The following is a 21171-nucleotide window of genomic DNA, read 5'->3' as shown; positions in this document are numbered from 1 at the left end:
ATTCCCAACAAAAGGCTGCACGTTTGCGAGAGAGCCAATTTGGCTCCCCACCATCCGGTTATTTTCTTATGGGTTGATACTGACGCCCGAGAACACGTTGCGGCCGAAGGGGCTGACTTTGAAACCTTCGACTTTGGCGCTTAACGGCTGGTTGACCGTCGAGTGGGCGACTGGCGTGATCGGCACTTGCTGTTTAAGCAATTGCTGCGCCTGTTTGTACAGAACAGTCCTTTGTTCGCGGTCGGTCACGACCTTGGCTTGCTTGATCAGCTTGTCGTACGCCGGGTCACACCACATGGAGTAGTTGTTCCCGCCGATGGCGTCGCAGCTGTAAAGAGTGCCCAGCCAGTTGTCCGGGTCACCGTTGTCGCCGGTCCAGCCGATCAGGCTGATATCGTGCTCACCGTTCTTGGTGCGCTTGATGTATTCGCCCCATTCGTAGCTGACGATCTTGACCTTGAGGCCGATCTTGGCCCAATCGCTTTGCAGCATTTCGGCCATCAGCTTGGCGTTGGGGTTGTACGGGCGCTGCACCGGCATGGCCCACAGGGTGATCTCGGTGCCTTCTTTAACACCGGCGGCCTTGAGCAATTGCTTGGCTTTTTCCGGGTTGTAGGCAGCGTCCTTGATGCTGTCGTCGTAGGACCACTGGGTCGGCGGCATGGCGTTGACCGCCAGTTGGCCCGCGCCCTGGTAAACAGCATTGAGGATGCTCTGCTTGTTCACCGCCATGTCCAGCGCCTGGCGCACTTCGAGCTGGTCGAAAGGTTTGTGGCGTACGTTGTAGGCGATATAGCCGAGGTTGAACCCCGGCTTGGTCAGCAGTTGCAGGTTCGGGTCGGCCTTGAGCGCATCAACATCGGCAGGACGCGGGTGCAGGGTCACCTGGCACTCGCCAGCCTTGAGCTTCTGCACGCGCACCGATGCATCGGTATTGATCGCAAAAATCAGTTGGTCCAGCTTCACGCGGCTCGGATCCCAGTACTGTTTGTTGCCCACATAACGGATCTGCGAGTCTTTCTGGTAGCGCTGGAATACAAACGGGCCAGTGCCGATCGGCTTCTGGTTGATGTCGCTGGGCTTGCCTTCTTTTAGCAACTGTTCGGCGTATTCGGCCGACAGGATCGAGGCAAAGCTCATGGCGATGTTCTGCACAAACGCGGCGTCAACCGTGTTCAGGGTCATCACCACGGTGTAGGGGCCGGTCTTTTCGACCTTGGCGATGTTCTTGTTCAGGCTCATCCCGTTGAAGTACGGAAACTCGGTGGGGTAGGCCTTGCGAAACGGGTATTCAGGGTCAAGCATGCGGTTGAAGGTGAACAGCACGTCGTCGGCATTGAAGTCGCGCGTCGGCTTGAATTCCTTGTTGCTGTGGAACTTCACCCCTTCACGAAGGTGAAAGGTGTAAGTCAGGCCGTCTTCGGAAATATCCCACTTGGTTGCTAGCCCAGGCACCACGTTAGTCGCACCTTTTTCGAACTCAACCAGGCGGTTGTACAACGGCTCCGCCGCGTCGTTGTCGGTGGCGGTGGTGTACTGCGCGGTGTCGAACCCGGCCGGGCTGCCTTCAGAGCAGAACACCAGGCTCTTCTTGTCGGCGGCTTGGCCCATCGTGGCCACAGCCAGCAGGCTGGTGCCAAAAATTGCGGATAGAACAGTGGTATGGCGCATGACGATCCCGATCCTTGTTTGTTGTTGTCATCAGCAAGCAATCACCCAGGCGTCAGGCCTGGGGGACATCACTGATCCCACATACAGCAAGTGCCTTTCCTGGATTGGAGCTTCTGCTGTCCTACGACGTTATGGGTCGCGGAGCTTGCAGTAAATGCGCCAAAACGGATTGACCTTGTAGGCAACGGATGCACAAGTCGCAGTTCATTGCTGTAGGACGGCAATGTTGCGGGTGTGGTCCGTTTCCTATGGTCTAGGCGGATGCAATAACGGCGACGTTATGAAACGTCGCCGCTACTGAGCCTTACTTGCCGCTTACGCTCACGCCGTAGAAGGAGTTCAAGCCAAACGGGCTGATCTTGAAGTCCTGCACGGTGTTGCGCATGGGTTGATACACCGTCGAGTGCGCGATAGGTGTCATCGGGACTGCATCTTTGAGGATATGTTGCGCCTGCTTGTACAGCTCGGTGCGTTTGGCGACATCCGATGTGGCCTTGGCTTCTTTGACGATGCCGTCGAATTTCTTGTCGCACCATTTGGAGAAGTTGTTACCGGCCAGCGAGTCGCAGCCGAACAGCACGTTCAGCCAGTTGTCCGGATCACCATTGTCACCGCTCCAGCCAATGATCATGGCCTGGTTCTCGCCACCTTTGGAGCGCTTGATGTACTCGCCCCACTCGTAGCTGACAATGTTGACCTTCAGGCCGATCTGTTTCCAGTCGTTCTGCAGCATCTCGGCCATCAGCTTGGCGTTCGGGTTGTATGGACGTTGAACCGGCATGGCCCACAGGGTGATCTCGGTGCCTTCTTTAACGCCGGCTTCCTTGAGCAGTTCCTTGGCTTTGGCCGGGTCGAACTTCGCATCCTTGATGGTGGTGTCGTAGGACCACTGGGTCGGAGGCATGGCGTTGACGGCCAGTTGGCCTGCGCCCTGATACACGGAGTCGATGATCTGCTGCTTGTTCACCGACATGTCCAGCGCTTCACGAACGCGCAGGTCAGACAGTGGGTTGGCGGCGGTCTGGCCCTTGAGTACCGGCATAACGTTGTAAGCGATGTAGCCCAGGTTGAAACCGGCCTGGTGCGGCAGTTTCAGGTCCTTGTCTTCGCCCAGTGCCTTAAGGTCGGCCGGACGTGGAAATAGGGTGATCTGGCATTCGTTTTTCTTGAGCTTCTGGATACGCACCGACGGGTCAGTGGTGATGGCGAAGATCAGGTTGTCGATCTTCACGTCATCCGGCTTCCAGTAATCCTTGTTGCCGGTGTAACGAATGTTCGAATCTTTCTGGTAGCTCTTGAATACGAACGGGCCAGTGCCGATTGGCTTCTGGTTGATGTCCGCAGGTTTGCCTTCCTTCAACAGCTGGGCGGCGTATTCGGCCGACTGGACGGAAGCGAAGCTCATCGCCAGGTTCTGGATGAAAGCGGCGTCCACGGTGCCAAGGGTGAACTTGACGGTGTGGTCATCGACTTTCTCGATGTTCTTGATGTTGGTGTCCATCCCCATGTCCGTGAAGTACGGGAACTCGGTGGGGTAGGCTTTGCGGAACGGGTCGTCCTTGTTGATCATGCGGTTGAACGTGAACAGCACGTCATCGGCATTGAAGGTACGGGTCGGCTTGAAGTACGAGGTGGTGTGGAACTTCACGCCATCACGCAGGTGGAAGGTGTACGTCAGGCCATCCGGGGAAACGTCCCAGCTGGTGGCCAGCCCAGGAATCACAGCAGTGCCGCCGCGTTCGAACTGGGTCAGACGGTTGAACATGGTTTCGGCCGAGGCATCGAAGTCTGTTCCGGTGGTGTACTGGCCTGGGTCGAAACCGGCCGGGCTCCCTTCAGAGCAGAACACCAGGTTAGTCGCCGCTTGGGCGAAAGGAGCTGCGGCCATAAGGCCAGCGCTAACAAGTAACGGAAGGACTGCGTGTTTAAGCATGTTGGCCTCATGATTTGTTGTCATTTTTGGTGGTGAGGGCGACCTCGTGAGTCGGCCTGCGGATACTTATGCAGGGGCCATACCCATTGCAAGATGCTGAACCGTTGCAAGAGGAAAACTGTGGTACGAACGTACAGGAATGTCGCATTTATGAAAGTTTGTACATAAATGCATATATATATAGGGTTTTTTCGGTGCATTACGCGCACCAAAAAAGCCCAACCGAGGCGTCTGGCGCACTCGGTTGGGGCGACCTTGTTACTTATCTAGACTGACACCGTAGAACGGCGTCAGCCCAAACGGGCTGATCTTGAAGTCTTGCACTTCTTTACGCAGTGGCTGGAAAACCGTCGAGTTCGCAATAGGCGTTATAGGTACCTGTTCCTTAAGGATTTTTTGCGCCTGTTGATACCACTTGATGCGTTGCTCGCGGTCGTTGCTGACCTTGGCCTGCTGCACCAGTTTGTCGTACGCGGGGTTACACCATTTGGCGTAGTTGCTGCCTTTGACGGCGGCACAACTGTAGAGCACGCCGAGCCAGTTATCGGGGTCGCCGTTGTCACCGGTCCAGCCGTAAATCATCGCGTCATGCTCGCCATTTTTGGCGCGTTTGATGTATTCGCCCCATTCGTAGCTGATTATGTTGGCTTTAATACCGACCTTCGCCCAATCCTGCTGGATCATTTGTGCCGACATGCGCGCGTTGGGGTTGGAAGCGCGCTGTACGGTCATCGCCCATAAATTGATGGTGGTACCTGGTGCAACCCCTGCTTCTTTTAGTAGCGCCCGGGCCTTGGTCGGATCGTAGTGCGCATCCTTGATCGTCGGGTCATAAGACCACTGCGCGGGTGGCAGCGCGTTCTGCGCCAATTGTCCGGCGCTTTGGTAAACAGCCTTGATAATTGCCGGCTTATCGATGGCCATGTCCAGCGCCTGTCGCACCTTGAGCTGGTCCAGCGGCGGATGGGTCACGTTGTAGGCCAGGAAGCCCAAATTGAAACCGGCCTGTTGCAGCACGCGCAGGTTGGGGTCTTGTTTCATTATTTCAATGTCGGACGGGCGCGGGTAACCGCTGACCTGGCATTCCCCGGCCTTGAGTTTTTGCAGGCGCGCGGCCGCGTCCGGAGTGATGGCGAATACCAGGTTGTCGAGCTTCACATCCTCGGGGTTCCAATACTGTTTATTGGCCACGTAGCGAATCTGCGAGTCTTTCTGGTAGCGCTTGAACACAAACGGCCCGGTGCCTACCGGCTTCTGATTGATTTGCTCGGCTTTGCCTTCTTTTAACAGCTGGGCGGCGTACTCGGCTGATTGCACCGAGGCGAAGCTCATGGCCAGGTTCTGTACGAACGAAGCGTCGACGTTGTTCAGGTTGAACTGCACTGTGTGCTCGTCGAGTTTTTCGACACTTTTGATCGTGGTGTTCAACCCCATGTCGGTGAAGTACGGCGACTCGGACGGGTAAGCCATGCGAAACGGGCTGTCGGCATCCAGCAGGCGATTAAAGGTAAACAGCACATCATCCGCGTTGAAGTCGCGGGTGGGCGTGAAGTAATCGGTGGTGTGGAATTTGACCCCGTCGCGCAGGTGGAAAGTGTAGGTCAGGCCGTCCTTGGAGACATTCCAGCTGGTTGCAAGGCCAGGTTCTACCTCGGTGCCGCCGCGCTTGAACTGAGTCAGGCGGTTAAAGACGGTTTCAGCGGAGGCATCAAAGTCGGTGCCGCTGGTGTACTGGCTGGGGTCGAAGCCGGCGGGGCTGGCTTCGGAGCAGTAGACCAGGGTGCTGGCCGCCTGAGCCATCGGCATAAAAGCCAGGAGGCCTGCGGCAAGGAGCAACGGTTTTAAGGTGATTCTTTCCATGGAGACCCCTGAAGTGGCCGCGCTATGAGGCAGCCCAAACGAAAACGGCGGTCACCGAGGTTACCGCCGTTCAGGGTTGTCAGGTAGGGGTCACTGCATCTGGACTTCAATCACCCCATCAGCACTCATGTTGACCTGGCTGGTGCCAGCTTCTACTTCCGGAGTCGGCGCCGAATCTGCCATGGCGGCTTTCATCATCATGCCGCCATTTCGTGCGTACGGCATCGGGTAACCATTGGTGTTGAAGTTCAGGTTCACAATCTTGTAGCCCTTGCCACCCAGCGCATCCGTTGCGAGCTGCGCACGGGCCTTGAACGCGGCGACCGCATCCTTGAGCAACGCATCTTCGCTGGACTTGCGCGTGGCGTCGGCAATGGCGAAGTCCATGTTTTCCATTTTCAGGGTGTTCAGCAGCTCGCCGGTGAGCTTGGACAATGCCGGGAAGTCGGCACTTTCCAGGCGCAGTTCAGCGCGCTCGCGCCAGCCGGTGATCTTCTGGTTCTTGCTGTCGTAGATCGGATAGCTGTTGCGGCTGCCTTGGCGCAGGGTTACGCCTTTTACTTCGCGTGCCTCGCCCAGCGCCTTGTTCATGGTGTTGGTGATTTCGGCAGCGAGTTTAGCCGGGTCGGCATTTTGCGACTCGGTATAAAGAGTCACGATCATCTTGTCGCGGGCAACCTCCTGGCTGACCTCGGCGCGCAGGGAAATCTGGTTGTAGTTCAGCCCTTCGGCTGCCAGCGCAGGCAGGCTGGCCAGGGTAGCGACGCCGAGAGTGATAACAGCTGCACTGCGAGTAAAACGAGACATGGAAGCTCCTTAAGGGATTCGTGTTCGGTATGACTGTAGACGGTGGCATCGGGTTCTTCGGGTTTACACATTACCTACAAGTGGACCGGGTGCCGACGAACGGTCATGTGCTCGACCTGCGTCAAAGAGCCACACGCGCCGTGCCGGCGGGTCTGCTTCGTTTATACTCGTGCCGATCCGCCTGCAGCGCTCACCGGGAGAGCTCATGCTCGCCGCCGTAAAACTGACTTCCGCCACACGCCAGAACCTTTGGCGCCTGACGTTCATCCGCACCTTGGTACTGGCCGCGCAGGCTGGCTCCGTCGGCCTTGCCTATTGGTTCGACCTGCTGCCGCTGCCCTGGCTGCAATTGGGTGTAACCCTGGCGTTTTCCACGGTGCTTTGCGCGTTCACTGCCATCCGCTTGCGCACCACGTGGCCGGTGACTGAACTCGAGTATGCGCTGCAGTTGGCCTGCGACTTGTTTATCCACAGTGTGTTGCTTTATTTCTCCGGTGGTTCCACCAATCCTTTCGTTTCTTATTACCTGGTGCCACTGACCATCGCCGCCGTAACCTTGCCCTGGCGCTACTCGGTGGTACTGTCGGGTATTGCGCTGACGCTCTATACCTTGCTGCTGGCGCAGTTTTATCCGCTGCAAACCTTCCCCATTGCCCGCGAAAACCTGCAGATCTACGGGATGTGGCTGAGCTTCGCCTTGTCTGCCGCAGTAATCACCTTCTTCGCTGCACGCATGGCCGAAGAGCTGCGCCGCCAGGAAGAACTGCGCGCCATTCGCCGCGAAGAAGGCCTGCGCGACCAGCAATTGCTCGCCGTCGCCACCCAGGCTGCCGGCGCCGCCCACGAGTTGGGCACGCCGCTGGCGACCATGAGCGTGCTGCTTAATGAAATGACCCAGGACCATCACGACCCGGTGCTGCAAGAAGACCTCGGCGTGCTGCGCGAACAGGTCAAGCAGTGCAAGCAGACCTTGCAGCAACTGGTGCGCGCCGCCGAAGCCAATCGCCGCCTGGCGGTCGAGATGCAGGACGTGACCCAGTGGCTCGATGAAGCCCTGAACCGCTGGCACCTGATGCGCCCCGAAGCCAGTTACCGCTTTAACCTGCTGGGCCAGGGCACTGTTCCGCGCATGGCGCCGCCGCCGGACCTGACGCAGGCCTTGCTCAACCTGCTGAACAACGCCGCCGACGCTTGCCCCGAAGGCCTGGGCGTACAGCTGGACTGGGACGCCGAAAACGTCACCATCAGTATTCGTGACCACGGCGCGGGCGTGCCGCTGGCCATTGCCGAGCAGATTGGCAAACCCTTTTTTACCACCAAGGGCAAAGGCTTCGGCCTCGGCCTGTTTTTGAGCAAGGCCAGCGTGACCCGCGCGGGCGGCTCAGTGAAGCTCTATAGTCATGAGGAAGGTGGCACGCTCACCGAGCTGCGCCTGCCCCGTGTCGCACGAGGAGATATCGATGAGTGACGAGATCCAAGTCGAAGGCGAAGAACTGCCGCACCTGTTGCTGGTAGATGACGACGCTACCTTTACCCGCGTGATGGCGCGCGCCATGAGCCGTCGTGGCTTTCGCGTGAGCACCGCAGGCTCGGCTGAAGAAGGCCTGACCATCGCCCAGGCCGACCTGCCGGACTACGCCGCGCTCGACCTGAAAATGGACGGCGACTCCGGCCTGGTGCTGCTGCCCAAGCTGCTGGAACTCGACCCGGAAATGCGCGTGGTGATCCTCACCGGTTACTCCAGCATCGCCACCGCCGTCGAGGCCATCAAGCGCGGCGCCTGCAACTACCTGTGCAAGCCGGCGGACGCCGACGACGTGCTGGCTGCCTTGCTCTCCGAGCACGCCGACCTCGACACCCTGGTGCCGGAAAACCCGATGTCGGTGGACCGCCTGCAGTGGGAACACATCCAGCGCGTGCTGACCGAACACGAAGGCAATATCTCCGCAACCGCCCGCGCGTTGGGCATGCACCGCCGTACCTTGCAGCGCAAGTTGCAGAAGCGCCCGGTACGCCGCTGAGTAGACGGGGCCCGCCTGCTGAAATACCCGGGAAATATGCGGTTATTTCAGCAGTGCCTGCAGTCATTCCAGCGCTGTATTAATCGGGCTTCAACCGAAATAGTTGGGGAACTTATTTGGGCCCAGGTACAGGAAGTTCGACGGTTTCAGCTTGATGTTCTTGGGCATCCTTAGTTCGACGAACGGGCTCCCGGTAGTAATTGCGCCGAGTTGCTCCGGGATTTGGTCGGTGCTGAAGATCACCATGTAGTCACCCCTGCCCACATAACGCTCGTTACCTAAAAACAACAGGTCTTCGACGTTCTCGCTGTTGAATTGCTGACCCGGGGGATTGACGTACACGCCTCCCTTCGAACCCTCGCGCGTTGCGCCACGCGCTGCATCATTAATGGCTTGCCCCCGAGCAATCGCTTCTGCTCCTGCCTTGTCGGTGTAGTGGATATAAACCGGTTGGCCGTTGTACATGCCCGAATCCACTATCGATTGCCAATCCTGATGATTGATCAGTGACTGATCTGTCGTGGCGGGTGGAATAGTATTGTCTTGCTGAAGTGGTTTTTTCCGCGGCGCAGGCTTGATGGTTTTCTTGCCACCGCCCTTCATTTTGTTTAAACGCCACTCGCCGTTGCCCGCCGACTCCAGGAACATCGCTGTTTTCCCAGTGGCTGGGTCAATGACCCGAACGTATCCATTCTCGACTTTATAGTTCCGGCTGATTTCAAATACCCTGCTGATATCTGTGCCATCCGTGTAACGGACAAAGAACCGGTCGCCCACTTGATAGGTGCCGTCCCCCCTTAAAGTGCGGCCCTCAAGGAAGTTATCAGGCATGGCGTGAGCGCTGAAGTCGGGCAACTGTGGAGACATGACCTGTGGTTGTAGAGGCGACGGCTCCGGGGTGGTCGGTGCAGGTTTATCATCGACGTGGAGCGTATTGGACTCGATGTTGTCGGCGACGCCTTCTACTGACTTGCCCGCTCTGACGAGTTGCGGGACCACGACGGTAGCGGCATTGAATACACCGAATACGATGCGCTCGGTGCCAGTGGTTTTGCCGTGCATTGTGTCGTCAATGCCTATCGCCGTGGTGGCTAAGCCATCTGCCAGATAAAAGGCATCCAGTGCCAATGCCACTTCAGGCATCACCAGTGCCAGCGGGGTGAGAAACAGGGCGACTTTTTCGGCTTTTTTCAGGGCTGATAAAATGGCCTTTTTGGTTTCGTCTGCATCGCTGGTTATCTGGACATCGGCATCGGCATAGGAACGATCTTTCTGACGTTTCGCGATTTCATCGAACGGCAGGTGGCAGGGTTCTGTGGTGATGAACGCTTGCGGATCCCAAAAGCCGCTGAAGGCCCTGTGGTCGTAATTGAATAAACCGCCTGGGGTTTCACGTTTTTCAGGCCAGGTACCGAGGCCCGCCAGCGTCTCGTCCAGGCCCGCGCTTGTGAAACCGTTGGGTTTGTCTTTCAAGGCAAAGTGCAAAGCCATCGCAGCACGTTTAGCCGGGTCGGCCATTTGTTTTGCGATCCATTCCTTCATGTCCGCCTGGCTGCTGAAGCTGTGTATAGCGGAAGAGTTCCCGGGTATGTAAAGCAGGGTCAGCGCAGGTGTGCTCTTGGTATCCGTTATGTACATAAGGTCGGTGGATTGATAGTCACCAAGCTTGATTAAACCCAGTTCAATGGTGGGATCATTGGCTGGATTTTTCAGTAAGTCTTCGTACTTGATGTCCGGCCATGACGCCTGATTACCGGGCATTCCTGCCGCTCGCATGATCAGCTCGCGGCCTTGCGAGGTCAGGCTGCCCTCTTGATGCTGGGCCATCGCGGATTGGATGAATGAGGCTTTGGCCATCACGGGGTATTTGCCTAGGTGGCGGGTCCAGAAGTCATCCAGAAACGCCTTGTAAGGCTGTTGAAAGTCAGCCTTCCAAATCAGTTTCTTGAACTCGGCAGGCGTGAGCGAACTCTGGTTTCCACCGTTGTAGACCGGTGCAGGTTCTTCGGAGGACTCTTTATAAATACCTTGAAAGGTGTGGGTGGTGTTGGCCAGTTCCCGGTAGGGATTGAAACGAGTTAAAAGGTCGAACGTCGCCGGTTTGAGTGTTTCCAGATCAGGCTTGACGATGACTTCCGGCCCTCCCGCGTAGAAGGGCACTGCATACCCTTGCCCCGAAGGGGTGGCCTGTGCATTTTGAATGAGTGCCTGTGTCAGCGAGATCCTTTGGATCACTTTTGCGGGGTAAGGCCTTTGGCCTGTGGTGTTGTAATCGAACGTCACCAGAAAAGTGCTATCAGGGTCGATATCCCACTGTTCTTTTTCCGCCGGGGTCTTTGCCTGTTTCGCGAACTCTGCAAATTTGTTCTTGAGGAACTGTGCAGCCTCTTGTTCGACACTGTTAAACGAGTCGGTGATTTCTTGCGTGGCCAGCTCAATGTTGATGTTGCGGCCCAGATTGGTCTGGAGCGGTATTTTCTCACCCGGCCCTATACGTTTGTCTGGATCAGGATTGACGCTGACTGTTTCGAAGCCGCTCTCTGGCGACCCGTCAAGCAACCTGACTTGCGGCACAAGTTCTTGATATGCAGGCGAGCGGGAGTCGATCGCACGCTTTTGGCGAACACCAGGGTTGATTGGGTCGCACTCGTTTTCGGGCGGCAGCTTTGGCTCTGTCAAAGCCGGGTAAGGGCTGACGCTTCGGTTTGCAATGTGCATAGAGGAGCCTCGAACAGGAATGTTTATTGACTGTTTCCTGTGTGGTGCGGCTGTAGGCAACGTTCCATGGCCTATGTGACCTGCTTTTTCTTACGCAATAAAACGAGGTATCACGGCGCGTACTGCATCAAGCCAGTAATGCATCCTTTACGGCGCTGAACAAAGTCTGAACAATCCGCTTCAGGCTGCACGGAGCCCTGAACCGATCGTCTATGATCGGTTCAAACGCCTGTCACATTTTCTTACAGAGCCTGAACGATGAATCAGAACGCTGAGTATTCCGCGGTCAACGACGCGGTGCGTGGGCATTTTTTCCGCCGAACCTGGGCGCTGATAGCGCCTTACTGGCGCAGCGAAGAGAAGGGCAAGGCCTGGGTGTTGCTGGCAGCAGTGATTGCTCTGTCGCTGTTCAGTGTGGCCTTTTCCGTGTGGATCAACCATTGGTACAAGGACTTCTACAACGCCTTGGAGAAGAAGGACACGGCCGCCTTCTGGCAACTGATCGGCTATTTCTGCATGCTCGCCGCCGTGGCGATTGTCGCTGCGGTCTACCGCCTGTACCTGACTCAGATGCTGACGATTCGCTGGCGTGCCTGGCTCACCGAAAAGTATTTCGCGCGCTGGCTTAGCCACAAGAACTACTACCAGTTGGAACAGGGCGGCTATACCGATAACCCGGACCAACGTATCTCCGAAGACCTCAATAACTTCACGTCGACGACGTTGAGCTTGAGCTTGGGGCTGCTGCGCAACGTCGTCAGCCTGGTGTCGTTTTCGATCATCCTGTGGGGTGTGTCGGGCAGCATCGAAGTCTTCGGTATCACCATCCCCGGCTACATGTTCTGGTGCGCGCTGCTGTATGCCGCGGTCGGCAGTTGGCTGACGCACCTGATCGGCCGTCGTTTGATCGGCCTTAGCAACCAGCAGCAACGTTTCGAAGCAGACTTGCGTTTCTCCATGGTTCGCGTGCGGGAAAATGCCGAAAGCATTGCTTTGTACAATGGCGAGCCAAACGAAAATCAGCGTTTGAGCGCGCGGTTCGGCAAGGTCTGGCACAACTATTGGGACATCATGAAGGTGTCCAAGCGCTTGACCTTCTTCACCGCCGGTTATGAGCAGATCGCCATCGTCTTTGCGTTTATCGTGGCGGCACCGCGCTATTTCTCCGGCAAGATCGAACTGGGCGAGCTGATGCAAATCAACTCGGCGTTCGGCAATGTGCAGGGCAACTTCAGCTGGTTTATCACCGCTTACTCCGACCTCGCCAGCTGGCGCGCGACCAGTGACCGTTTGCTGAGCTTCCACCAGGCCATGAGCGAAAACGAGCAACGTGCTCCGGCCATTGATGTGCGCCCGCAAGGCGAGCAACTGGTGGTGAAAGACCTGGGCATGGACCTGGCCGACGGCCGCCACCTGCTCACCGACGCGGATATGACCGTAGAGCCTGGCCAGCGCGTAATGCTCAGTGGGCGTTCCGGTAGCGGCAAAAGTACGTTGCTGCGCGCCATGGGCAACTTGTGGCCAGCGGGCCACGGCAGTATTCGCCTGCCGGCGGCGCGTTATCTGTTCTTGCCGCAAAAGCCTTACTTGCCGATTGGCAGCCTGAAGGCGGTGTTGAGTTATCCACAAGATGACAGCGCCTACCCGGCCGAACGTTATGCACAGGTCCTGGAAACCTGCCGCTTGCCGCATCTGGTCAGCCGTCTGGATGAGGCCAACCATTGGCAGCGCATGCTCTCGCCCGGAGAGCAGCAACGCCTGGCCTTTGCCCGCGCCTTGTTGTTCGCGCCACAGTGGATGTACATGGACGAAGCCACCTCGGCCATGGATGAGGAGGATGAGGCGAGCTTGTATCAGGCGTTGATCGATGAACTGCCGGGGCTGAGCATCGTCAGCGTCGGCCATCGCAGCAGCCTTAAGCGTTTTCATGGGCGGCATGTGCGGATTGAGGGTGGATTGTTGCAGGAGCAACCCGTGTCCTGAGGTCACACTCGATCAAAACGTGGGAGCGGGCTTGCTCGCGAATGCGGCCTGTCAGTTGCAGTTATTTTGCCTGATCCACCGCTTTCGCGAGCAAGCCCGCTCCTACAGTGGATCTCCATTGTTCTGGAGAGTGAGCACCCACAAAAAAGCCCGGCTGATCATCGATCAGCCGGGCTTTTTATTGCTTGAAAATAACTTACTTTTTCAAACCGTAATGCTCATCCAGCATGCCTGGGGCGTTCGGCGTTTTTGGCGCGTAGTCCCGTGGTGGCTCCTGGTTTTCCCGCGGTGGCGTCAGGCGCTCCCGTGGGGCTTGCGGTGCATCGGAATGCAGCGCGGCCAGCAGGCGCTGGCGGGTGATGTCGTCGAGGGCGAGGCGGTTGGCGCCATCGGCGAGATGATCCTGTACTTCCTGGTAGCTCTGGGTGAGCTTCTTGACCAGGGTCGCGGTGCTGTTGAAGTGGGTAACAACCTCGTTCTGATAACTGTCAAAACGTTCCTGAATGTCATCCAGCTGACGTTGCGTGCGGTTAGGCGCGGCATTCGGCAGCAAGCGGGCAACCAGGAATCCAATGGCGACACCGGCAACCAGGGCAAGAGTCGGCAACAACCAAACTAAGAGCGAGTGTTCCACGAGTCCTTCCTCTATAAACGGCTTTGCTTTACGTTAACGGCTCAAACCTGCGCTGTATACCGCGATTAAGCTCGCAATGATGCCATGCACAGACTTTTAGCTAGACGAGTCGACCCTTTGAGAGGTCACGGAGTTCATTCCTTGCTCATGCGTGAAACCCCCGTTTTGATCGCTGGCCCGGTGGGCCAATTGGAAGCCTTGTACCTGGATCACCCCGAGCCACGTGGCCTGGCGCTGATCTGCCACCCTAACCCGGTGCAAGGCGGGACCATGCTCAATAAAGTCGTTTCGACCCTGCAGCGCACTGCCCGCGATGCTGGTTTGATTACTTTACGTTTCAATTACCGCGGCGTCGGCGCAAGTGCCGGTACTCACGACATGGCCACCGGTGAAGTGGATGATGCCGAAGCGGCTGCTACCTGGCTGCGGGAAAAACACCCCGACCTGCCGATCACCTTGCTCGGTTTCTCGTTTGGCGGCTACGTCGCGGCCAGCCTCGGCGGTCGTCTGGAAGCCAAGGGCGAAAAGCTGTCGCACTTGTTCATGGTCGCCGCTGCGGTGATGCGCCTGCGTGATACCGACGTGCTGCCCCAAGGTTGCCCACTGACCCTGATCCAGCCGGAAACCGACGAAGTGGTCGACCCGCAACTGGTCTACGACTGGTCCGCCGCCCTCAAACGCCCCCATGAGCTGCTGAAAGTGGCAGAATGCGGACACTTTTTTCATGGCAAGCTCACCGATCTCAAGGATCTGGTGCTGCCGCGCCTCTCGAATTGATAGCAGTCTGATAAGCGATTACCCATGACGACTCGTACCCGTATCCTCACCGGCATCACCACCACCGGCACGCCGCACCTGGGCAACTACGCCGGTGCGATCCGCCCGGCGATCCTCGCCAGCCAAGACGCGAATGCCGATTCCTTCTACTTCCTGGCCGACTACCACGCCCTGATCAAGTGCGATGACCCGCAGCGCATCCAGCGTTCGCGTATGGAAATCGCCGCGACCTGGCTGGCCGGTGGCCTGGATGTGAACCGGGTGACCTTCTATCGCCAGTCCGACATCCCGGAAATTCCCGAGCTGACCTGGTTGCTGACCTGTGTTGCCGCCAAGGGCCTGCTCAACCGCGCCCACGCCTACAAGGCCTCAGTGGACAAGAACGTCGAAGCCGGCGAAGACCCGGACGCGGGCATCAGCATGGGCCTGTACAGCTACCCGGTGCTGATGGCGGCGGACATCCTGATGTTCAATGCGCACAAGGTGCCGGTCGGCCGTGACCAGATCCAGCACGTGGAAATGGCCCGCGACATTGGCCAGCGCTTCAACCACTTGTTCGGCAACGGTAAAGAATTCTTCACCATGCCCGAGGCGTTGATCGAAGAAAGCGTCGCCACCTTGCCGGGCCTGGATGGCCGCAAGATGTCCAAGAGCTACGACAACACCATCCCGTTGTTCACCAGCGCCAAGGACATGAAGGACGCGATCTCGCGGATCGTCACCGATTCGCGCGCGCCTGGCGAAGCCAAAGACCCGGACACCTCGCATCTGTTTACCTTGTTCCAGGCATTTGCCAGCAAGGCTCAGGAACAAGAGTTTCGCGCCGAACTGCTGCAAGGCCTGGGCTGGGGTGAAGCGAAGAACCGCCTGTTCCAACTGCTGGACAGCCAGTTGAGCGAGCCGCGCGAGCGTTACCACCAGTTGATGTCGCGCCCCTCGGACATGGAAGACCTGCTGCTGATCGGCGCCAAAAAAGCCCGCGCCGTGGCTGCGCCGTTCCTTGCCGAACTGCGTGAAGCCGTGGGCCTGCGCTCGTTCGTCAACCAGGCGGCTGCGCCGGTTGCGGCCAAGAAGAAAGCTGCGAAAGCTGCGCGCTTCGTGAGCTTCCGTGAAGACGACGGCAGCTTCCGCTTCCGCCTGCTGTCGGCCGACGGCGAGCAATTGCTGTTGTCGCGCAATTTTGCCGACGGCAAGGCGGCAGGGGCTGTGACCAAGCAACTGCAAAGCGGCGACGCGCTGGATGTACGTACTGAGGCCGCAAGCTTCAGCGTATGGCTGGACGGTGCGGCCGTGGCCGACAGCGCCGAATTTGCCGACGAAACGTCGCGCGATGCAGCCATCGCCGCCTTGCGCGTTGCGTTGACCCCCATCGAGGATTAACCCGACCAAGGGTTGATTGCCATTATCCAGGGCCGTCGTTACAGTGACGGCCCGTTTTTGTTGCCTTGCTAACGAAATTATGACGCCCCTAGAACGATATCAAGCTGATCTGAAACGCCCTGAATTCTTCCATGACGCGGCCCAGGAAAACGCGGTGCGTCATTTGCAGCGCCTGTACGACGACCTGGTCGCGGCCTCGCACAACAAGCCGGGGATGTTCAGCAAGCTGTTTGGCAAGAAAGACCACACGCCGGTCAAAGGCCTGTACTTCTGGGGTGGTGTGGGCCGCGGCAAGACCTACCTGGTCGACACCTTCTTCGAAGCACTGCCCTTTAAGGAAAAGGTGCGTACGCACTTCCACCGCTTCATGAAGCGTGTACACGAAGAGATGAAGACGCTGCCGGGCGAGAAAAACCCGCTGACCATCATCGCCAAGCGCTTCTCCGACGAGGCGCGGGTCATCTGCTTCGATGAATTCTTCGTCTCCGACATCACCGACGCCATGATCCTCGGTACCTTGATGGAAGAGCTGTTCAAGAACGGCGTGACCCTAGTCGCCACCTCGAACATCGTGCCTGACGGCTTGTACAAGGACGGCCTGCAACGTGCGCGCTTCCTGCCGGCCATCGCGCTGATCAAGCAGAACACCGATATCGTCAACGTCGACAGCGGCGTCGATTACCGTTTGCGGCACCTTGAGCAGGCCGAGTTGTTCCACTTCCCGCTGAACGAAGCGGCGCATGAAAGCCTGAAAAAGAGCTTCCGCGCGCTGACGCCGGAATGCACCCAGGCGGTGGAAAACGACAAGCTGATGATCGAGAACCGCGAAATCATCGCCCTGCGTACCTGCGATGACGTGGCCTGGTTCGAGTTCCGCCAGCTGTGTGACGGCCCGCGTAGCCAGAACGACTACATCGAGTTGGGCAAGATCTTCCACGCGGTGATCTTGAGCGGCGTGGAGCAGATGAGCGTTACCACCGATGATATCGCGCGACGTTTCATCAACATGGTCGATGAGTTCTACGACCGTAACGTCAAGCTGATCATCTCGGCGGAAGTCGAGCTCAAGGACCTCTACACCGGCGGTCGCTTGAACTTCGAATTCCAGCGCACGCTGAGCCGTTTGCTGGAAATGCAGTCCCACGAGTTCCTGTCGCGCGGGCACAAGCCGTAAGCGATGTGATCAAAATAATAAGGTCCACGGATGTGGACCTTATTACGTTGGGATGAAGGATCAGTATTTGATCTTCTTGTCATCCGACGCCGACGGTGACTCTGATACCTGGACCCAGGCGCCTTCTTTCTTTTCATACTCCGCGCCGTCTTCACCTATCTTGCGTTCCAACGGTTCTTCCTTCTTTTTCTTCTTTTTTTCTTCCTCTGTTTCGCCCGGCTTGTCTGTGGCGCCTGACTCGTTCATTGGTTGTGGCGGGGTGTAAGGGCTGCTTTGTATGGATGACATGGGAAATCTCCGGTGCAAGTCCGAATCAAATGGATTAGAAAAGTCCTTTCTGCGTCTAAGCTGTAGCCCTACAGAAATAGCGGACTTTTTCTAGCGCATAAGGTGGCAGCTCCCTAGGCCCAGTGAGTTCATCCTTATCTTTTTTCGTTGTAGGAAGAAAAGGTTTTGACGCGCAGATATACCTGACGTCGACTGGAATTCAGCCCGACCCTGCACCCTTACGGGTGACAGGGTCGCTTGCCTCTCTAGCGTGCGTACCTACGCGGCCTGCTGGAACTGCTGCCGATACTGGTTTGGCGACAGCTCGGTGTGCTGCCGGAACAGCCGCGCAAAGAAGCTCGCATCGTCGTAACCCACCTCATAGCTGATGGTCTTGATGCTCTTGCGGCTGCCGGAGAGCAAACCTTTGGCCGTCTCGATGCGCAGCCTTTGCAGGTAATGCAGCGGCTTGTCGCCGGTGGCTGTCTGGAAGCGGCGCATGAAGTTGCGGATACTCATGCCATGTTCCCGGGCGACGTCTTCGAAGCGGAACTTGTCGGCGAAGTGTTCCTCGAGCCAGTGCTGGATCTGCAGGATGATCACGTCCTGGTGCAGCTTCTGCCCGCCAAAACCGATGCGCCCTGGCGCGTAGTTGCGCTGCACTTCGTAAAGGATGTCACGGGACACGGCCTGGGCGATGTTGGCGCCGCAGAAACGCTCGATCAGGTAGATGTAAAGGTCGCAGGCTGAGGTAGTGCCGCCGGCGCAGTAGAGGTTGTCGGCGTCGGTGAGGTGCTTGTCCTGGTTGAGTTGCACCTTGGGGAAACGCTCGCTGAAGGCGTTGAAGAAGCGCCAGTAGGTGGTCGCCTCCTTGCCATCGAGCAGCCCGGCTTCGGCCAGCCAGAATACCCCGGTGGCTTCGCCACACAGCACCGCGCCACGCGCATGTTGCTCGCGCAGCCACGGCAGCACTTGCGGGTAGCGGGTGCACAGCGCTTCGAAGTCATCCCAGAAGGCCGGCAACACAATGATGTCGGCGTTTTCCAGGCCGCCGTCTACCGGCATGATCACATCGCTGAAGCTGCGTACCGACTGCCCGTCGGGGCTGACCAGCCGCGTTTCGAATGCCGGAGTAAGGCCCAGGCCTTGCTGCTTGCCGTAACGCAGGCTGGCGAGGTGGAAGAAATCCTTGGCTTGCATGAGGGTGGAAGCGAATACCCGATCAATGGCCAAAATGCTGACGCGCCGCAACGGCGTGGAGATTTGGTTAGACATAATTTCATTTATTCTTATAGGGGAAAGTGGTCACCAGACGGCTGGATCGTCTTATTTTTTGTCGCATGTGTCCAGTGTCCTGTGACGCCTTCGCGGCATAGGCTCTGTGGTCTGGTCTTTGTCCGACAATCCACGCAGGTGACCCATGATCCCCAGAACCTTGTTCAGCTCGGAGCACGAACTCTTCCGCGAGAGCGTGCGCACCTTCCTCGAAAAACACGCCGCGCCGTTCCATGGGCAGTGGGAAAAGCAGGGTTATATCGACCGTAACCTGTGGAGCATGGCGGGGGAGGCGGGGATGCTGTGTTCCCACTTGCCGGAAGAATACGGCGGGCTGGGCGCGGACTTTTTATACAGCGCAGTAGTGATCGAAGAGATCAGCCGCCTGGGTCTTACCGGCATTGGTTTTTCCCTGCACTCGGACATCGTCGCGCCCTACATCCTGCATTACGGCAGTGAGGCGCTGAAGCACAAGTACCTGCCCAAATTGATCTCTGGCGAGATGGTCACGGCCATCGCCATGACCGAGCCGGGTGCCGGCTCCGACCTGCAAGGTGTGAAGACCACCGCTGTGCTGGATGGTGATGAGTATGTGATCAACGGCTCCAAAACCTTTATCACCAACGGCTACCTTGCCGAGTTGGTGATCGTGGTGGCCAAGACCGACCCCAAGGCCGGGGCCAAGGGCACCAGCCTGTTTCTGGTGGAAGCCGATACGCCAGGCTTCGACAAGGGCAAGCGCCTGGAGAAGGTGGGCATGAAGGCCCAGGACACCTCGGAGCTGTTCTTTCAGGATGTACGCGTGCCCAAGGAAAACCTGCTGGGCCAGGCGGGCATGGGCTTCGCCTACTTGATGCAGGAGCTGCCTCAGGAGCGCCTGACGGTGGCGATTGGCGCGCTGTCATCCGCCGAAGCCGCGCTGGCGTGGACCCTGGAATACACCCGTGAGCGCAAGGCGTTCGGCAAGGCGATTGCGGATTTCCAGAACACTCGGTTCAAGCTGGCGGAGATGGCCACCGAGATTCAGATCGGCCGCGTGTTTGTCGACAAATGCATGGCGTTGCACCTGGAAGGCAAGCTCGACGTGCCCACCGCCGCGATGGCCAAGTACTGGGCCACCGACCTGCAATGCAAAGTGCTCGACGAGTGCGTGCAGTTGCACGGCGGCTACGGGTTTATGTGGGAGTACCCGATTGCGCGGGCTTGGGCGGATGCGCGGGTGCAGCGGATTTATGCGGGGACCAATGAGATCATGAAGGAGATTATTGCGCGGGCGCTTTGATGGTTTTGTGGTGCTGCTAATGGCCCCATCGCAGGCAAGCCAGCTCCCACACTTTGAACTGTGAACACCGTCAAATGTGGGAGCTGGCTTGCCTGCGAAGGCGGCCTAAAGATCAATCAAGGCGCTGGGTTCGGATGATCCTTCTGAATCGCCTCAATCCCGTCCAGCACTTCCTTGGACAGCTTCAGGTCAGCACTGGCAATGTTGCTGTCCAGCTGTTCCAGGCTCGTGGCGCCGATAATGTTGCTGGTCACAAACGGCTGCTGTGTCACAAACGCCAGCGCCATCTGCGCCGGGTCCAGGCCATGCTCGCGCGCCAGGGCCACATAACGGCTGCACGCGGTTTCCGACTGCGGGTTGAAGTAGCGGCTGAAACGGCTGTACTCGGTCAGGCGCGCCTTGGCCGGGCGTGCGCCATTTTCGTATTTGCCGCTGAGCATGCCGAAGGCCAGCGGTGAATAGGCCAGCAAGCCGCATTGCTCACGAATCGCCACTTCCGCCAAGCCCACCTCAAAGCTGCGGTTGAGCAGGTTGTAGGGGTTCTGGATCGACACGGCGCGGGTCCAGCCACGGGCTTCGGCCAGGGCGAGGAACTTCATGGTGCCCCACGGGGTTTCGTTGGACAGGCCGATGTGGCGGATCTTGCCGGCCTTGACCTGTTCGTCCAGCGCTTCGAGGGTTTCTTCCAGCGGGGTCAGGTTGTCTTCGTCCTTGTGTTTGTAGCTCAGTTGGCCAAAGAAGTTGGTGCTGCGCTCCGGCCAGTGCAGTTGGTAGAGGTCGATCCAGTCGGTTTGCAGGCGCTTGAGGCTCGCATCCAGGGCTTCGACGATGTGCTTGCGGTTGTGGCGCAGGTGGCCGTCGCGGATGTAATCAATGGTGTTGCCGGGGCCGGCGATCTTGCTGGCGAGGATCCAGTCGGCACGGTCGCCACGGCTCTTGAAGTAATTACCGATGTAGCGCTCGGTGGTGGCATAGGTGTCGGCCTTGGGCGGCACCGGGTACATTTCGGCGGTGTCGAGGAAGTTGATCCCTGCGGCCTTGGCCCGTTCGATCTGTGCGAAGGCCTCTGCCTCGCTGTTCTGCTCACCCCAGGTCATGGTGCCCAAGGCGATCGCGCTCACGTTCAGATCGGTGCGGCCCAGCTGTCGATAATCCATCGGGTACTCCTTCGGGGAAAACAATCATAAAAGCAGGTTGAATTTTTTTTCGCAATCTGCATAATTGCCCACCTCTTTCTGCAGTGGAAGTGATGCGCCGCCTGCCGAAGAATCTTGCCGTTGAACGGACGCGCCGACCCGAGCCCCCGATAGCGTCTGTATCCGGCTGCCTTTGACTTGTCAAAGTACGCACTATTCAGTAAGATCCGCCGTCTAATTTACAGGGCGGCCC

The 21171-nt window shown here is 58.0% G+C and carries 16 protein-coding genes; 7 read left to right on the top strand and 9 right to left on the bottom strand.

What is annotated here, in order from left to right; genetic code table 11:
* Positions 1-66: 66 nt before the first annotated feature.
* The 4 genes from K0H48_RS06270 to K0H48_RS06255 all read right to left on the bottom strand — a co-directional run bounded on the left by K0H48_RS06270 (position 67) and on the right by K0H48_RS06255 (position 6271).
* Entirely contained in the window at positions 67-1671 is a 1605-nt protein-coding gene (locus tag K0H48_RS06270; protein WP_219266813.1) for an ABC transporter substrate-binding protein, read from the bottom strand.
* A gap of 304 nt (positions 1672-1975) precedes the next feature.
* Positions 1976-3604, bottom strand: coding sequence for an ABC transporter substrate-binding protein (locus tag K0H48_RS06265; protein ID WP_138816860.1), 1629 nt, complete (start codon positions 3602-3604; stop codon positions 1976-1978).
* A gap of 258 nt (positions 3605-3862) precedes the next feature.
* A complete protein-coding gene (locus K0H48_RS06260) occupies positions 3863-5464 on the bottom strand; it encodes an ABC transporter substrate-binding protein (protein ID WP_219266812.1) in 1602 nt (533 codons plus the stop codon).
* Between the two features lie 90 nt (positions 5465-5554).
* Positions 5555-6271 carry an SIMPL domain-containing protein gene (locus tag K0H48_RS06255; protein WP_200430778.1) on the bottom strand — a complete coding sequence of 239 codons (717 nt, stop codon included), beginning with the start codon at positions 6269-6271 and terminating at the stop codon, positions 5555-5557.
* A gap of 205 nt (positions 6272-6476) precedes the next feature.
* Here K0H48_RS06255 and K0H48_RS06250 point away from each other — a divergent pair, with 205 nt between their 5' ends.
* On the top strand, positions 6477-7739 hold the full coding sequence (locus K0H48_RS06250) for an ATP-binding protein (RefSeq protein ID WP_219266811.1): 1263 nt from the start codon (positions 6477-6479) through the stop codon (positions 7737-7739).
* Positions 7732-8292, top strand: coding sequence for a response regulator transcription factor (locus K0H48_RS06245; protein ID WP_003171731.1), 561 nt, complete (start codon positions 7732-7734; stop codon positions 8290-8292). The genes K0H48_RS06250 and K0H48_RS06245 overlap by 8 nt, the downstream gene beginning before the upstream one ends.
* A 90-nt stretch (positions 8293-8382) precedes the next feature.
* Here K0H48_RS06245 and K0H48_RS06240 read toward each other — a convergent pair whose 3' ends face one another.
* Positions 8383-11010, bottom strand: a complete 2628-nt coding sequence (locus K0H48_RS06240) for a DUF6543 domain-containing protein (protein ID WP_257626856.1) — start codon at positions 11008-11010, stop codon at positions 8383-8385.
* Between the two features lie 258 nt (positions 11011-11268).
* Between K0H48_RS06240 and K0H48_RS06235 the strand changes: the two genes are divergently transcribed.
* Complete coding sequence (locus K0H48_RS06235) at positions 11269-12993, top strand: ABC transporter ATP-binding protein/permease (RefSeq protein WP_219266810.1); 1725 nt, start codon at positions 11269-11271, stop codon at positions 12991-12993.
* 196 nt (positions 12994-13189) lie between these two features.
* On the opposite strand, the gene K0H48_RS06230 is transcribed toward K0H48_RS06235, so the two are convergent.
* A complete protein-coding gene (locus tag K0H48_RS06230; RefSeq protein ID WP_017138275.1) occupies positions 13190-13627 on the bottom strand; it encodes a YhcB family protein in 438 nt (145 codons plus the stop codon).
* A 147-nt stretch (positions 13628-13774) separates the two neighbouring features.
* Here K0H48_RS06230 and K0H48_RS06225 point away from each other — a divergent pair, with 147 nt between their 5' ends.
* From K0H48_RS06225 to zapE, 3 genes are all read left to right on the top strand, one after another.
* The gene (locus K0H48_RS06225; protein WP_219266809.1) at positions 13775-14404 is read left to right on the top strand and encodes an alpha/beta hydrolase; all 630 of its coding nucleotides are present in this window, start codon (positions 13775-13777) and stop codon (positions 14402-14404) included.
* A 24-nt stretch (positions 14405-14428) separates the two neighbouring features.
* Positions 14429-15784, top strand: a complete 1356-nt coding sequence (locus K0H48_RS06220; RefSeq protein WP_219266808.1) for a tryptophan--tRNA ligase — start codon at positions 14429-14431, stop codon at positions 15782-15784.
* Positions 15785-15863: 79 nt separating this feature from the next.
* On the top strand, positions 15864-16958 hold the full coding sequence (zapE, locus tag K0H48_RS06215; protein WP_200430782.1) for a cell division protein ZapE: 1095 nt from the start codon (positions 15864-15866) through the stop codon (positions 16956-16958).
* 60 nt (positions 16959-17018) lie between these two features.
* Here zapE and K0H48_RS06210 read toward each other — a convergent pair whose 3' ends face one another.
* Entirely contained in the window at positions 17019-17246 is a 228-nt protein-coding gene (locus K0H48_RS06210; RefSeq protein ID WP_219266807.1) for a hypothetical protein, read from the bottom strand.
* Positions 17247-17504: 258 nt separating this feature from the next.
* Positions 17505-18425 carry a GlxA family transcriptional regulator gene (locus tag K0H48_RS06205; RefSeq protein WP_178112749.1) on the bottom strand — a complete coding sequence of 307 codons (921 nt, stop codon included), beginning with the start codon at positions 18423-18425 and terminating at the stop codon, positions 17505-17507.
* A 220-nt stretch (positions 18426-18645) separates the two neighbouring features.
* Here K0H48_RS06205 and K0H48_RS06200 point away from each other — a divergent pair, with 220 nt between their 5' ends.
* Entirely contained in the window at positions 18646-19782 is a 1137-nt protein-coding gene (locus K0H48_RS06200) for an acyl-CoA dehydrogenase family protein (protein WP_219266806.1), read from the top strand.
* Between the two features lie 116 nt (positions 19783-19898).
* On the opposite strand, the gene K0H48_RS06195 is transcribed toward K0H48_RS06200, so the two are convergent.
* Positions 19899-20939 (bottom strand): NADP(H)-dependent aldo-keto reductase, encoded by a 1041-nt coding sequence (locus K0H48_RS06195; protein WP_219266805.1) that lies wholly within the window; start codon positions 20937-20939, stop codon positions 19899-19901.
* Positions 20940-21171 lie beyond the last annotated feature (232 nt).

The sequence above is a fragment of the Pseudomonas sp. Xaverov 259 genome (assembly GCF_019352915.1).
Lineage (GTDB): Bacteria > Pseudomonadota > Gammaproteobacteria > Pseudomonadales > Pseudomonadaceae > Aquipseudomonas.
This window is presented reverse-complemented; position numbering and strand designations above follow the sequence as displayed.

Bases quoted from the DNA above. Each gene is read 5' to 3' on its own strand.
- K0H48_RS06220 (WP_219266808.1), top strand. From the start codon at position 14,429: ATGACGACTCGTACCCGTATCCTCACCGGCATCACCACCACCGGCACG.
- K0H48_RS06210 (WP_219266807.1), bottom strand. From the start codon at position 17,246: ATGTCATCCATACAAAGCAGCCCTTACACCCCGCCACAACCAATGAAC.
- K0H48_RS06245 (WP_003171731.1), top strand. From the start codon at position 7,732: ATGAGTGACGAGATCCAAGTCGAAGGCGAAGAACTGCCGCACCTGTTG.
- K0H48_RS06255 (WP_200430778.1), bottom strand. From the start codon at position 6,271: ATGTCTCGTTTTACTCGCAGTGCAGCTGTTATCACTCTCGGCGTCGCT.
- K0H48_RS06195 (WP_219266805.1), bottom strand. From the start codon at position 20,939: ATGGATTATCGACAGCTGGGCCGCACCGATCTGAACGTGAGCGCGATC.
- K0H48_RS06225 (WP_219266809.1), top strand. From the start codon at position 13,775: ATGCGTGAAACCCCCGTTTTGATCGCTGGCCCGGTGGGCCAATTGGAA.
- K0H48_RS06270 (WP_219266813.1), bottom strand. From the start codon at position 1,671: ATGCGCCATACCACTGTTCTATCCGCAATTTTTGGCACCAGCCTGCTG.
- K0H48_RS06240 (WP_257626856.1), bottom strand. From the start codon at position 11,010: ATGCACATTGCAAACCGAAGCGTCAGCCCTTACCCGGCTTTGACAGAG.
- K0H48_RS06235 (WP_219266810.1), top strand. From the start codon at position 11,269: ATGAATCAGAACGCTGAGTATTCCGCGGTCAACGACGCGGTGCGTGGG.
- K0H48_RS06200 (WP_219266806.1), top strand. From the start codon at position 18,646: ATGATCCCCAGAACCTTGTTCAGCTCGGAGCACGAACTCTTCCGCGAG.
- zapE (WP_200430782.1), top strand. From the start codon at position 15,864: ATGACGCCCCTAGAACGATATCAAGCTGATCTGAAACGCCCTGAATTC.
- K0H48_RS06260 (WP_219266812.1), bottom strand. From the start codon at position 5,464: ATGGAAAGAATCACCTTAAAACCGTTGCTCCTTGCCGCAGGCCTCCTG.
- K0H48_RS06205 (WP_178112749.1), bottom strand. From the start codon at position 18,425: ATGCAAGCCAAGGATTTCTTCCACCTCGCCAGCCTGCGTTACGGCAAG.
- K0H48_RS06250 (WP_219266811.1), top strand. From the start codon at position 6,477: ATGCTCGCCGCCGTAAAACTGACTTCCGCCACACGCCAGAACCTTTGG.
- K0H48_RS06265 (WP_138816860.1), bottom strand. From the start codon at position 3,604: ATGCTTAAACACGCAGTCCTTCCGTTACTTGTTAGCGCTGGCCTTATG.